Source organism: Hyphomonas oceanitis SCH89 (genome assembly GCF_000685295.1).
GTDB lineage: Bacteria > Pseudomonadota > Alphaproteobacteria > Caulobacterales > Hyphomonadaceae > Hyphomonas > Hyphomonas oceanitis.
In genome coordinates this window covers 139,197-151,908 of the sequence record NZ_ARYL01000003.1, presented here as the reverse complement: position 1 = coordinate 151,908, position 12,712 = coordinate 139,197, and the positions used below count along the sequence as shown (strand labels likewise).

General features: G+C 63.1%; 13 protein-coding genes. 8 read left to right on the top strand and 5 right to left on the bottom strand.

The features are described from left to right. Positions 1-2: 2 nt before the first annotated feature. Entirely contained in the window at positions 3-359 is a 357-nt protein-coding gene (locus tag HOC_RS03550; RefSeq protein ID WP_035535896.1) for a hypothetical protein, read from the top strand. A 13-nt stretch (positions 360-372) separates the two neighbouring features. Here the strand turns inward: HOC_RS03550 and HOC_RS03545 are convergent, their stop codons facing one another. Further along, a complete protein-coding gene (locus tag HOC_RS03545) occupies positions 373-858 on the bottom strand; it encodes a DUF2165 family protein (RefSeq protein ID WP_035535895.1) in 486 nt (161 codons plus the stop codon). Positions 859-932: 74 nt separating this feature from the next. Next, positions 933-1,535, bottom strand: a complete 603-nt coding sequence (locus tag HOC_RS03540; protein ID WP_035535894.1) for a TetR/AcrR family transcriptional regulator — start codon at positions 1,533-1,535, stop codon at positions 933-935. A 69-nt stretch (positions 1,536-1,604) separates the two neighbouring features. On the opposite strand from HOC_RS03540, the gene HOC_RS03535 reads away from it, so the two are divergent. After that, entirely contained in the window at positions 1,605-2,459 is an 855-nt protein-coding gene (locus HOC_RS03535) for a metal-dependent hydrolase (RefSeq protein ID WP_035535893.1), read from the top strand. A 7-nt stretch (positions 2,460-2,466) separates the two neighbouring features. Here HOC_RS03535 and HOC_RS03530 read toward each other — a convergent pair whose 3' ends face one another. After that, a complete protein-coding gene (locus HOC_RS03530; protein WP_035535892.1) occupies positions 2,467-4,398 on the bottom strand; it encodes a winged helix-turn-helix domain-containing tetratricopeptide repeat protein in 1,932 nt (643 codons plus the stop codon). Between the two features lie 424 nt (positions 4,399-4,822). Between HOC_RS03530 and HOC_RS03525 the strand changes: the two genes are divergently transcribed. Next, positions 4,823-5,341, top strand: a complete 519-nt coding sequence (locus HOC_RS03525; protein WP_051624487.1) for a c-type cytochrome — start codon at positions 4,823-4,825, stop codon at positions 5,339-5,341. Positions 5,342-5,347: 6 nt separating this feature from the next. Next, positions 5,348-6,025, top strand: a complete 678-nt coding sequence (locus tag HOC_RS03520; RefSeq protein ID WP_051624486.1) for a cytochrome b/b6 domain-containing protein — start codon at positions 5,348-5,350, stop codon at positions 6,023-6,025. Positions 6,026-6,099: 74 nt separating this feature from the next. On the opposite strand, the gene HOC_RS03515 is transcribed toward HOC_RS03520, so the two are convergent. Beyond that, positions 6,100-6,435 carry a hypothetical protein gene (locus tag HOC_RS03515; protein WP_035535891.1) on the bottom strand — a complete coding sequence of 112 codons (336 nt, stop codon included), beginning with the start codon at positions 6,433-6,435 and terminating at the stop codon, positions 6,100-6,102. Positions 6,436-6,734: 299 nt separating this feature from the next. On the opposite strand from HOC_RS03515, the gene HOC_RS03510 reads away from it, so the two are divergent. From HOC_RS03510 to HOC_RS03495, 4 genes are all read left to right on the top strand, one after another. Next, positions 6,735-7,088 (top strand): hypothetical protein, encoded by a 354-nt coding sequence (locus tag HOC_RS03510; protein ID WP_035535890.1) that lies wholly within the window; start codon positions 6,735-6,737, stop codon positions 7,086-7,088. A 422-nt stretch (positions 7,089-7,510) separates the two neighbouring features. Next, positions 7,511-8,356 carry a helix-turn-helix domain-containing protein gene (locus HOC_RS03505; RefSeq protein ID WP_156950364.1) on the top strand — a complete coding sequence of 282 codons (846 nt, stop codon included), beginning with the start codon at positions 7,511-7,513 and terminating at the stop codon, positions 8,354-8,356. 13 nt (positions 8,357-8,369) lie between these two features. Then, entirely contained in the window at positions 8,370-9,968 is a 1,599-nt protein-coding gene (locus HOC_RS03500; protein ID WP_035535888.1) for a GMC family oxidoreductase, read from the top strand. A gap of 74 nt (positions 9,969-10,042) precedes the next feature. Further along, positions 10,043-10,720 (top strand): nitroreductase, encoded by a 678-nt coding sequence (locus tag HOC_RS03495; RefSeq protein WP_035535887.1) that lies wholly within the window; start codon positions 10,043-10,045, stop codon positions 10,718-10,720. Positions 10,721-10,727: 7 nt separating this feature from the next. Here the strand turns inward: HOC_RS03495 and HOC_RS03490 are convergent, their stop codons facing one another. Next, entirely contained in the window at positions 10,728-12,701 is a 1,974-nt protein-coding gene (locus HOC_RS03490) for a hypothetical protein (RefSeq protein WP_156950363.1), read from the bottom strand. Positions 12,702-12,712 lie beyond the last annotated feature (11 nt).

Sequence of the window (12,712 nt, the reverse complement as noted above, 5' to 3'; positions counted from 1 at the left end):
CCATGATCCGCACGCTTTGCCTTGCGCTTGCCGTCACCAGCCTTTCCGCCGCCCCGGCCCTTGCCGAGGACCGCGCCGATGAGGTCGCCGCCTGCATGGTCGCCAATGCGACAGAGGCCGACATCGCCCAGATGAAACAGCTGATGCTGCTGGCCCTGCAGGAGAAGAAGCAGGAGGCCACCGGCGTGCTCGGCTCGCTGATGATGACGGCCGGCCTCAGCGCCGCGGGCAATTGCGGCGTCGGCTTCAACGAGGTCGGCTCGCCCATGTTCGAATACGCCATGCGCGTCTACGGCGAACACCTCGGCACCGTCGTCATGGAGCGCTCGCTCGACTTCCTCGAACTGCCGATGGAATAGCGCGCGGGGGCGCCTACTCCTCCCGCGCCCCGACAAACAGCGCGATCACCGCGATAAAGCCGCCATACCGGAAGGCCGATCCCAGCACAGGATCCAGCAGGACCGGTGAGCGCCACAGCTCGAACCACGTTTCCGCAATCACGATCCATCCCGCGAACAGCATGAACATGGCAACACCGCAGCCGGTCAGCGCCAGCGACTTCGCCTTGGCAAAATCCGCTGCATCACCGCGTCGCGCATCCCACATGTGCCACGCCCCCAAAAGGCAGAGGGCGCCGGCACCAATCTTGAAGGTTGTAATCAGCAGTGCACCAATCAGTATCACTGCCGGGTTCGATGTCGCCCGCGCGCTCGCCGGCACAGTATCAAATGTCGACATGGACGTTGCCGCCGCCACCGCTCCGGTTGTTCCGCCCCAGTCGATAATATTGCCAAGCGCACCAATCAGCGCCCATGCGGCCACACTCAGGATCAGCAGAATTTTCACGATACGCAACATGACGTCTCCCCTTTTTTTAAAGTAATCTAGGGAGAATACGAAATTGTGCAACCAAAGCCTGATCGCGCGGGCGCCTAAGCCGACAGGCTCTGCAAATAAGCCAGCAACATCGCCAGCGTCAGCTCGCGCGCCCGCTCCGGCGGCTTGCCGATCAGCGTGCTGAGTGATGGCCCGAACAGGCCGACGCCCACCGCCAGTGTCACGCTCAGCAGGATCAGCTCTTCGGCCATCTCCGTCGGCACGCCCGTATTGGCAATCTTCTTCTGCGCCACTTCCTGCACCGCCTCGCGCACCAGCGTCAGCCGGCTCGTCTCGTCGGTCAGCTCCAGCCACGCCGCCAGCCGCGCCGCGCCGCGCGTCTCGAACGCATCGAACAGCGTCTTCAGCCCTGCCGCCCGCGCCGCTGCAGGGGCATCGGCAGGCACTTCAATGGCCATGATCGCATCCACCAGGTCGCCGATCATCCGCTCCATCAGCGCCTTCTGCACCGCATCGATCGAGCCGAAATGGTGCAGCACGGTCGCATTGGCCACGCCTGCGGCCTTGGCCACATCGGCCAGCCGCAGCGATTGCGGGCCCTGTTCCACCAACAGCGATTCCGCCGCCGACAGGATATTGCTGCGCGACTCCTCGGGAGAGCGGCGCACACGCGGGGACGGTTTATTCTTTATTGACATTTTTGTCAGTAGTATCCATCTTGCCTGCATGTTCAGTAACAGGCCCGCTCTAAAAAGGCACTAATCACGATGACGAACAAGCGCACACCCGAAGATGTGACGATTCTCCCCCGCGATCTCCATTTCAGCATGGACGGCGCCGACAACGGCCCCTGGCTGGACGGCGACCCGGTGGCCACCGCCATATTCAACGCCATGTCGCTCACCTTCCCGGACGGCGAGCGCCTGTTCATCGATGCGGTAAAGGCCTATCGCGGCCGGGTCAGCGGCAAGCTCGCGCAGGACGTGAAGGACTTCATCTCCCAGGAAGCGATCCATTCGCGCGAGCACCACCTCCTCAACAACAAGATCGACCGCGTCAAATATCCGGTTGACGAGATCGAGGCCGAAATCCGCGAGCGCATTGCCTTCGGCCGCTCGGGCGGTCCTATCCGTATGCTGATGGCGACGATCTGCCTCGAGCATTTCACGTCCATGATGGCCGACCTGATGACAGGCCTCGAAATCGACGGCGCGCCCCTGTTCAGCAAGACGGATCCCGCGCTGGAGCGCCTCTGGCGCTGGCACGCCATGGAAGAGACCGAGCACAAGGCCGTCGCCTATGACGTCTTCCTCGAAGTCACGAAAGACTGGCCGCCCTTCCGGCGCTATTTCCGCCGCTGCATGTCGATGGTCATCATCACGCACCACTTCACCAGCCATGTGGCCGATCATGCCGCCCGGCTGCTGGTTGCCGATGGCTACAGCTATGAATTAGCGCTGCGCGAAGTGAAGGCCTTCCTCTGGAAGAAACCCGCCCTGTTCGGCAAGGGCTGGAAAGTCTGGCTGTCCTGGTTCAAGCCCGGCTTCCACCCATGGGACCATGACAATCGCGATGTCATGGCGCAGTGGAAAGAAGAGTTCACCCTGGTCGCTGCCGAATAGGCACCGGTCAGGGCCACTGCGGCCCTGGCTCGCCGCGGATAGCGCCTAACGCCACTTGCGGCTCCCGACGGCGTGCGGGCTCTGCCCGGTCACCTTGGCCGCGCGTTTCGGAAGGTTCGCGCCCCTCCTTCGGCCGCGGCAGGAGGTCCGGCCAGCCATATTTGTCCCATGCCGCCACCAGGCCGATATGCGTCGCAAAGTGCATGAAATCGGGGTGCTGCCACACGCTCCGGATCGGGTCGACATCCGCCCAGATCAGCATCAGGCTGATCATGTTGGCAGGCGTAATCTGCTTACCCAGCGTCTTGAACACCATCGGCGCATTGCCCATCCACACCGCCGGCATGACGATGCTGGGGTCGAACGGATCATGCAGCGTCACATGCAGCATTTCCAGAAGCTGGCAATACACGTTGCGGTCTTCTTCCTGCCCGCTGCAAACGCCCTTCGCCGCCATCAGCCAATAGGCGTCCAGCCCGTCCGCATCCAGCGGGGCACTGCCCACGGGCGGGAAGATCACTGTGTTCATCAAGAGGCGCGTTTGCCAGTATTGCTGCACCGCCAGTTCGCGCTCGCCCGCCGTGGCCGTCGCCGCAGCCAGCAGCATGGACGGAAAGCCCAGGTCCACCATGCGCTGCCCGGCCGCGATGCTTTCCTCTGCATGCCCAAGGTTGAGATGCGCGACGCACAGCATGGCATAGTTGCGGCCATGCACAGGGTCGCGATCAATCGCAGCCTCGATCAGCGGCAAGGCCTCCTGCGTCCGCCCGCAATACAGCAGGAACGAACCCAGCCGGATAATCACATCCGGGTTCTCGGGCTCCAGCCGGTAGGCCTCATAGGCAAGGTCCAGCGCACCGACCGCATCATTCTGCGTCCATCGCTGCAGCGCCAGCATGGAGCGCGCATGGCCCTGCGACGGGTCCAGCGCGATCGCGCGGCGGGCACACTGGGCCATGATCTCGGTCTCGCCCAGCCGGTCCAGACAGGGCGTAAAGACCACGCTATTCACATGCGCTTCGGCCAGCGCCGTCCAGCATTCGGCAAAGTCCGGGTCCAGCGCCAGCGCCTGCTCCAGCAGATCGATCGCCTTGGCCAGCAGACCCTCCCCGAAAGCACGGTTCGTCAATGCCCGCCCTTGCAGGTACAGGCCATAGGCCAGCCTATTGTCGGTCATCGGACGCGGCTTCAGCGCGGGCTGGGCCACGTTCAGCGTTTCGCTCAGGCCAGCCGTCACGGCGGCCGCCACTTCATCGCGTGACACGAACATGTCGCCCACCTTGCCGGCAAAGCGGTAGCTCCACGTCTCGAACCCGGTCTTGCCGTCAATCAGGCAGATATCGATGCGCACATGCTCGTCCTGATGCTGCACGCTGCCTTCGATCAGGTGATCGACCCGCAAGCGCGCGGCGATATCCGGCAGGATCAGTTCGGAATTGCGGAACTGGAACGACGAGGTGCGCCCTGCCACCATCAGTTCGGGCACCTGCACCAGCCGTGCGATCAGCTCATCCACAAGACCATCAGCGAAATATTCCTGGTCACCGTCCTTCGACAGCGACCGGAATGGCAATACGGCCACCCGCGTCTGCCCCGGCTGCGTTGCAATCTTCGCATCCAGCCGGTAGCCGAGCTTCGGCACGGTCGCGATCGCGTCGCTCATGCCATGCGGCGCGATGAGTGCCTTGCGAAGGTGCGAGGCAGCCCGCGACAGGCTCTGGTCGCTGCCCAGGTCGCCCGGCCATACATTGTCGATCAGGTCAGACCGCAGCCACAGCTCGCCCGGCCGCCGCGCCATGACCACCAGCAGGGTCATGACCTTCGGCTCGACCTGGCATGTCCCCTTCGGCCCGGACAGGCGCAAGGCTGACGGCGTGACGGTGACGTCACCGATCAGGAAAGGGGCCAGTCCCAGATTTGCGAGCGACGGATCTTCCAATTGAGCGTCCCCCCGGACTTTTTTTGAGGGAGAATTATCCCGAACCTGCATGTACGCACTTTCGAGCGCCGGAGGCCACCCGTTCCTGTGGTTGCAGGCGATGCAACCAAAACACTCCTTTGCAGAATTGCTCAACTCAAGGGCAGGAAACGGTCACACATCCGTCCGGTCAGGGAAGAAAATACGGATCTCATCCACCCATGAGCAAATAATTCCGACCGGTATTTTTAATAAAAACCGCGCTGCCGCCTGTATTGCGTGCGATTACTTTCCTTTGACCCTCCCTGTACATCGCCCGGCCGACTAGCGTCCCCTGCACGTATTTCGCGCGCATCGTGCTTTCGGCCACCGCCTCGCGCGGCAGAGATTGCGCCTGTCACACGGATTGCCTACGACTGGCTCCAGACCAAGAACGGAGAGCCTCATGACGATTCGCCAGACCCGCTTCACCCTTGCTGCCCTCGCCGGCCTCGCTTTGCTCGGCGCCTGCGGCTCCGGCGATGCCCCGGCTGCGCCTGAGGCTTCCGAAACCGCCACCGTTCTCGATAATGGCATGACCGTCACCGAAGTGGTCGATGCGCGCCAGACCCACCTCAAAGCCGTCGGCAAGGCTTTCAAGACGATCAGCGACAATCTCAAGGCCGGCGAGCCTGACATGGCCGCCATACAGGCTGCCGCCGCCAGCGTGCCCACCGAGACCGCCGACATGGGCGACTGGTTCCCCGATGGCTCCGGCCCGGCCTCCGGCGTGAAGACAGATGCCCTCCCCGCCATCTGGGAAAACAAGGCGGACTTCGATTCCAAGATCGCTGATTTCCAGGCCGCCGCCGCCACGCTCGCCTCCACCGCCGAAGCTGGCGACATCGCCGCCATCAGCGAGGCCTTCAAGGCCACCGGCGCCACCTGCAAATCCTGCCACGAAACCTATCGCGCAGACGACTAGATCCTGATGCCGGAACCGCAAAAGCACGTCCTTGTCTGGGACTGGACGATCCGTCTGTTCCACTGGCTCATCGTGCTTGGCGTCGCCACCATGTGGTGGACGGCCGAACAGGGCATGATGGATTGGCACAGGCGGGTCGGCCTCGTCCTGCTCGGCCTCCTCACCTATCGCCTTGTCTGGGGCCTGATTGGTCCGGGAACGGCCCGGCTTTACCGCCTCGTGCCCTCTCCGCGGTCACTCATGACCTATGTGCGTGACCTGCTCGCCCGGCGCCACACCCCGCATGCGGGACACAATCCCGTCGGTTCGCTCAGCGTTATCGCCATGCTGCTGGCCCTTGCCACGCAGGTCACCACCGGCCTCTTCTCGGTCGATGTGGACGGTCTGGAATCCGGCCCGCTCGCCACCAAGGTCTCCTTCGAAACCGGCCGCTTCTTTGCCGAAATCCACGAGACCAGCTTTAACGTCCTGCTCGCCCTGATCGCGCTCCACATCGTGGCGATCGCGGCCTACTACCTTGTCTTCCGTGACAATCTCGTCCGCCCCATGCTCACCGGCCGACGCAGCGAGGCAGACTTCGCAGCCCCCACCCCCGCTGACGCCGGCGCTTCCTGGCTCCGCGTCCTTATCTCTGCCGCGCTCGCCTTCGGGGCCGTCAGCGCCGTCTGGTTTGCCAGCGCCTGAAATGTATCGAAGGGGCGCCCTTGCGAGCGCCCCTTCTTTTCGGGCCGGAACAATTGAGGTCGGGTTGGAGAACCCTAGTTCCGGCTTGCGAGCTCAAGTTTTGTTTCTGGCAGGGTGCGCCCCTCGTGATGGGCGATCAGCGCGTCCATCTTCGTGGCGGCAACCGCGTCGGTCATCAGCTGCTCGCGGCAGAGTTTCTCGATCTGCACACGGGCTGCGACACCGCCCACCATGCGGCTTTCGACGCGGCAGGCTTTCTTCGCCCTTTTCTCGAAGTTCGCATAAGTGACATCAACGGGTGCGTCGGGTGAGAATTCAAAATCGGCAATGAATGAGTCGTCTGCTGCGGCCGCGCCTGTCAGGGCGACAAGGGCGGAAGCGGCGACCAATGCTTTGAAGAGACTGGACATGAGACAAGTTTCCTGAGTGCGTCTGGACAGCTCGTTTGCTGTCCCGCCAATCTCACGCATCCGTAAATCCTTGTCCGGAGGTCCGCCTGATTTCCATCTGACGGAAATATGACGGCCTTGTATTCAAAGGAGATGTTTCTTTCTTGTGGCGGCTCGCAGCGCGATTTTCGGCACCGCAATTGATCCGCAGCGGTGTGATCCGTACGCTTTCCCACAGGTCCAGGCCCGTATCCTGCAACAACCACAGGCCTGCCTGAATACTTGTCCGCCCCCTACCGCGGCTGACCTAGAATGTGCGCATGGATCTTCCCGCCCGCGCCCATCTCTATGCCTTCGTGCATCCGGTCTGCTGGCCATGGCTCTGGTTCCAGCTATGGCGCCTTGGAGCGTGGATCCAGTCAAACAAGCGCGACGTGCTCTTCCGCGTGGATCGCTACGGAAATCTCTATGTGGACTTCATCAGCGACGCGCCGCGCGATCCCTCGCGCTACACGTACGAGGCCCCGTCCGTGCCCGCATGGGCCGCGCCCGGCCTCGCATCCGACATGCCGGAAACTCTCGCGGCCACGGCCCGCCCCGTGCGACCTGGGGCCGTCCTGCCTCTGCGCGAATTGCACCTGATTTCGGCGCCTGATGTGCCGGACACGTCCTGACGCCACCATGCCTGCCAAAACTAGACTCCACGCAACCGGATGGCCTCGCCATGCCGGCCGCACGTGCTGCTGATCATGTGCGCTTGAAAGCGAACGAAGCGAGCTGACCGCCGCGTATCATCGCAGCGGAGACTGTGGCGCAGGCGCGTTGGCCCAGTCCACAGCGGTGCGTCCCCTTCACCCAGCTCATTCCGTTCGGCGCTCACTCGCGCCTCCACTTCGCCTATCCCCGGGCGTTCTGGAGCAAGGAATCCCCCTTGCGAAACGCCTGTCCAGCCGGGCCTTGACGGCCACCGGAACCGGAATGGCGATCCCGGATTATTTCCGCAAATCCGAATCCGGGATTGTATAAATTCGCCATCCTGTCCAACTTGCATCAGAACGAAGACGGGCATGAGGCCTGCAACGGGGAGCGGAAAGCCATGATGCAGTTCGAATATGTCCTCCCCCGCGCCGATATCCGCGCCCTTGTCGGCAGCTATTATGACACCACCATCCCCGTCGGCTTCGACGATGTCATGCGCGCCGAAATAGCCAATGCCCGTTTCGTCATCCGGGGTGCCGTCCGCACAAACATGAACGGCAAGGAGGAGACGTTTCCGGTCGGCTCGGCCCTGCTCTGTGGTCCGACCTATAAATGGTGCAGTGTCGGCTTTGACGATGACACGCTCATCTTCGGCGCGGCGATCACGCCGCTTGGCTGGGCCCGCATGCTGGGCATTCCCGCGAACACGCTGGCCGACCGCACTGTGCCATTCGCCGACCATGTGCCACCGGAATGCGCGCTACAAATCCAGCCCATCTTCGACGCCACGGACGCCGCCAGCCGCGCCGCTGCCGCAGACACACTCTTCGCCGCGCTGGACGATCCCGAGCGCCGCGTCCACGACGATTTCCTCGCCCTCGCCACGCGCTGGATCACCGATCCCGAGCCCAACGAACTGGAAGACCTCCTCGCCGCCACCGACATTTCGGCCCGGCAGGTCGAGCGTCTGTGCAAGCACTATTTCGGCAGCGCGCCCAAGCGCCTCCACCGCAAGTTCCGCGCCCTCCACTCCGCCAACCGCCTGACCTGGCAGGAGCTGACAGACTGGCGCGACATCGCCACCACGGCCTATTTCGACCAGTCGCATTTCATCCGCGAGTTCAAGCATTTCAACGGACGCACGCCCAGCGAGTTCATCAAGGGCGCCCACTTGCTCGTCCGCCAGACCCTGAAGGAACGCCTCCAGATCGCCCACGAATCCCCCTTCAGTCTCGTCGGGTAAGGCAGGCCCAGCAGTGCAAACCGAATACGATTACATCATCGTCGGCGCGGGCTCAGCCGGCTGCGTCGTCGCCAATCGCCTCTCAGCAACCGGCAAGCATAGCGTCCTCCTGCTGGAGGCGGGCGGCGCCGACAACTGGATCTGGTTCCACATTCCCGTCGGCTACCTCTTCGCCATCGGCAATCCCCGCGCCGACTGGATGTTCGAAACCGTGGCCGAGCCCGGCCTGAATGGCCGCGCCCTCGCCTACCCCCGTGGCAAGGTGCTCGGCGGTTCGTCCGCGATCAACGCCATGATCTCCATGCGCGGTCAGGCTGCCGACTATGACCACTGGGCGAGCCTCGGCCTGCCCGGCTGGAGCTGGTCCGATGTCCTGCCCGTCTTCCGCCGCATCGAGGATCATTTCCTGGGCGACAGCGACCACCACGCCACCGGCGGCGAATGGCGCGTCGAGGCGCCCCGCGTCACATGGCCCATCCTCGACGCCGTCCGCAGCGCCGCCAGCGACATGGGCGTACCTGCGGTGCCTGACTTCAACACAGGCGACAATGAAGGCTCCTCCTATTTCCACGTGAACCAGAAGCGGGGCCTGCGCTGGTCCGCCGCGCGCGGCTTCCTGCGCCCCGCCCGCAAACGGCCGAACCTCCGCGTCGAGACCGGCTGCCTCGCCGACCGCCTCGTCATGGATGGCACCCGCGCCGTCGGCGTGGACTATATCCAGAACGGCGCCCGCCACACCGCCCGATGCCGCGCAGAGGTCATCCTCTCATCCGGCGCCATTGGTTCAGTCCAGATCCTCCATCGCTCCGGCATCGGCCCCGGCGCGGCGCTCCAGTCCGCAGGCATCGAGACCCGCATCGACCGCCCCGGCGTTGGCCGCAACCTGCAGGACCACCTCCAGCAGCGCGCCATCTACGCCGTCACCGGCGCTCGTACCCTCAACGAGACCTATCACTCCCTGCCCCGCCGCGCCGCGATGGGCCTCGACTATGCCCTGCGCCAGCGCGGCCCGCTCACCATGGCCCCGTCACAGCTCGGCATCTTCACACGGTCTGATCCCTCACAGACCCGCGCCAATCTCGAATTCCACGTCCAGCCCCTCTCGCTCGACACCTTCGGTTCGCCCCTCCACCGCACACCCGCCATCACGGTCAGCGCCTGCAACCTGCGCCCCAGTTCGCGCGGCGAGGTCCGCGTCCCCTCCGCTGACCCTCACGCCAAACCCGTCATCGCCCCGAACTATCTCGCCACCGAAGCCGACCGCCTCGTCGCCGCCGACGCCATCCGCGTCACCCGCCGTCTCATGGCCCAGCCCTCGCTCGCGCCCTATGGCCCGTCCGAAATCCTGCCCGGCCCCAGTGTCGGCGATGACGACGCCGCCCTCGCTCGCGCCGCTGGCGACATCGGCACCACCATCTTCCACCCCGTCGGCACCGCCCGCATGGGCCGCACCGATGACCCGCTCGCCGTCACCGACAGCGACCTGCACGTCATCGGTACCACGGGCCTGCGCGTCATCGATGCCTCGGTCATGCCGACCATCACCTCCGGCAACACGAACACGCCCACCATCATGATCGCCGACAAGGTCTCGCGGCAGATGGCCCGCTGATTGTCCCAACGGCAGGGTGGCGAGCCCGCCGCGATATGCCTAAACAGGCGCAAGAAAAACAAGGGAGGTTTCACATGGAATTCGATGACGTGATCATGGGCCGGCGCAGCATTCGCGGCTACCAGAAGAAACCTGTCCCAAAGGCCCTGATCCGCGAGATCCTTCAGCTCGCCATGCGCGCGCCCACCTCGCTGAACACCCAGCCCTGGAACTTCTACGTCGTCGCCGGTGAAGTCCTCGACAAGATCCGCGCAGGCAATGTCGAACGCAATCTCGCCGGTGTTCCGCACAGTCGCGAATTCCGGCTCGGCCCTGATTATGCAGGCGCCCACCGCGAACGCCAGATCGGCATCGCCATCCAGCTCTTCGAAGCCATGGGCATCGAACGCCACGACAAGGAAGCCCGGCAGGACTGGATCCTGCGTGGCTTCCGCCAGTTCGACGCGCCGGTCTCCATCGTCATCACCTATGACAAGTCGATTCAAGGCAGCGACATCGCCCCCTTCGATTGCGGCGGTGTGGTCAACTGCCTCGTCAACGCCGCATGGTCCAAGGGCCTCGGCTGCGTCATCAACTCACAAGGCATCATGCAGAGCCCCGTCGTGCGCGAACATGCCGGCATCCCCGACGACCAAGTCATCCAGACCTGCGTCGCCATGGGCTGGCCCGATGACAGCTTCCCCGCCAACGCCGTCGTCTCCACCCGCAAATCCGTCGACGAGGCCGCCGTGTTCAGAGGCTTTGACGACTAGCGCAGCCCTATTTGCAAGATTGGCCCGAACCGCACATATAGCTGCCAGTATTGCCGCTATTATAAGCGTCGCGGGAGCTCTGGCGAGCCGCCTCCATGATGTCATACTGGCTGGTATCTGCCGATGCCGCCGAGCTGCCGGACGAACCTGAATAGGCGGGTCCGTACTGAACCGTGCGATTTGGTGCAGGTTTCAGCGTCCATATCCGATTGCCGCAATAGGACTGCTGCCAGGTATCGGCCCAGGACATGCAGGATTCGGCCATGCCGAGGGTGACCATGTCCCCATACCCGGCCTTCATGACCGTCACGATGGCTTCGGGCAGGAAGCGCGTGTCGCCGCTATAGGCGAGGTCCAGCGCGCCGTAATAGTCACCCACTGCGAGTTTCCTTCTTACTTGGTCATGCTTGGCTTCGAGAGCCTGTTCTTCCGCTTCCCGGCGCGCCACGATCGCCGCCTGTTCAGCTTCTTTCTTCCGGAGTTCCGACGCTGCCTTTCGGGCCTCATTGTCAGCAATGAGTTTGTTGAGGTGGGCATGGATCGCCCGGCGCCCCTCAACCGTCATGGACTCCGTCACGAATTCGCGCGCGGCGTCCATGTCAGCCAGCCGTTCCGGATTGGCGCGAAAGTACCAGCCCTCATTGTAACCAACCTGTGTGACGTTCACATCGACCGTTCCATCAGGGAACACGCAGTAAATGCCATTGTACACGGCAGTTTCTGGATTAGGGTCATTACGGACGTCTTCCGGTATGTAGACCGGATAGATTTCGGTGAAGGCGGCCGCCGCTTTCGATCCCACCGCATGATGCGGCATCAGGTAATTGAAATAGTAATTCGATCTGTCCGGGTAATACGTAATGCCCCAGGTATCGATCGAATACATATAGCTTTTCCAGTCAGGCTTTATCGGCGCAAGGCGCAGGCCATTCGACGTGTTCCACACGGCGACCATGAAGCCATCGGCGTAAGCTTCCAGCGGGTGTTCCTTGAGGCCGGTCGTGACGCCGCGACCAACGGGCCGCACGCCGAGATAGCCAGGATCTTCGCCCTGGACGCCGCCCATTGATCTGGCGGACCAGTTGTCCTCAACCGGAACATAGAGCTGCTTTTCCGCATCCAGCACATACATCGCCTGCTTGAACGGGTAGGTCACTTCCAGCGTGGAGACGGTACCCGGTTGGGGCGTAGACTTTACAGCTGGATCCTTCTCAACCACGAGATCATAGACCGAGCCGTCCACCTTGTAGCGGCGCACAAAGAAATCCTGTTTGAGCGTCACCTTGACCGGAGACTCTCCAAGCGTCGCGGCCGGCACGACATTGTCGATTGCGGGGCGTAGCGAGTATTCCTGCGCGAACGAATTCCAGCTGAGCAGGTGGATCGTCTGGCGCGTGCCATCATCGGCGGTGATAAGATAATAGAGTTCATCTCCATAGAGATTGACGAGGTCTGTCACCTCCTCATCCACGACATGGGTCATGCCGATCTGCCCGTCGCCGAGCTTCTTGAGCTTGCCGTTCGACAGGCGCAGGACATACCAGGTCTCAGTCCCAGGTGCCCGCACCAGCATCTGGTCGGTATTGATCGGGAAAACCCCAGACCATTCCGGTTTGACGACCCAGTCGCCATCCTTCTTCGCCGCGCCGTTCGCGCTGTTGTAATAGATTCCGTAGAGGTCGGTCCCGGCACGGGCTGTGCCCTTCTTGACCTTGGTATCGGCGCTCATCGTGTAGCGCGCATAATGGAAGGGCACCGCGTCGCCGCGCTCCAGCCCCCACTTCTTCTTCGCTTCCCACCCGACCAGCATTTTGGGGATTGGTGACAGGGCGCTCAATGTACCACTCTTCGGCGCTTTCAATGCCACACCGGGATCAAGCGTCGCTGCGGTTTCGGAAGGCGCAACAGGTTCCTGCGCAAGCGCCGTTGCGAATACGCCCACTACGAGCGCCATCCACATTGCCCCAATCATCCGGATCATGCGCATCTCCA

Bases quoted from the DNA above. Each gene is read 5' to 3' on its own strand.
- HOC_RS03550 (WP_035535896.1), top strand. From the start codon at position 3: ATGATCCGCACGCTTTGCCTTGCGCTTGCCGTCACCAGCCTTTCCGCC.
- HOC_RS03545 (WP_035535895.1), bottom strand. From the start codon at position 858: ATGTTGCGTATCGTGAAAATTCTGCTGATCCTGAGTGTGGCCGCATGG.
- HOC_RS03540 (WP_035535894.1), bottom strand. From the start codon at position 1,535: ATGTCAATAAAGAATAAACCGTCCCCGCGTGTGCGCCGCTCTCCCGAG.
- HOC_RS03535 (WP_035535893.1), top strand. From the start codon at position 1,605: ATGACGAACAAGCGCACACCCGAAGATGTGACGATTCTCCCCCGCGAT.
- HOC_RS03525 (WP_051624487.1), top strand. From the start codon at position 4,823: ATGACGATTCGCCAGACCCGCTTCACCCTTGCTGCCCTCGCCGGCCTC.
- HOC_RS03520 (WP_051624486.1), top strand. From the start codon at position 5,348: ATGCCGGAACCGCAAAAGCACGTCCTTGTCTGGGACTGGACGATCCGT.
- HOC_RS03515 (WP_035535891.1), bottom strand. From the start codon at position 6,435: ATGTCCAGTCTCTTCAAAGCATTGGTCGCCGCTTCCGCCCTTGTCGCC.
- HOC_RS03510 (WP_035535890.1), top strand. From the start codon at position 6,735: ATGGATCTTCCCGCCCGCGCCCATCTCTATGCCTTCGTGCATCCGGTC.
- HOC_RS03505 (WP_156950364.1), top strand. From the start codon at position 7,511: ATGATGCAGTTCGAATATGTCCTCCCCCGCGCCGATATCCGCGCCCTT.
- HOC_RS03495 (WP_035535887.1), top strand. From the start codon at position 10,043: ATGGAATTCGATGACGTGATCATGGGCCGGCGCAGCATTCGCGGCTAC.
- HOC_RS03490 (WP_156950363.1), bottom strand. From the start codon at position 12,701: ATGATCCGGATGATTGGGGCAATGTGGATGGCGCTCGTAGTGGGCGTA.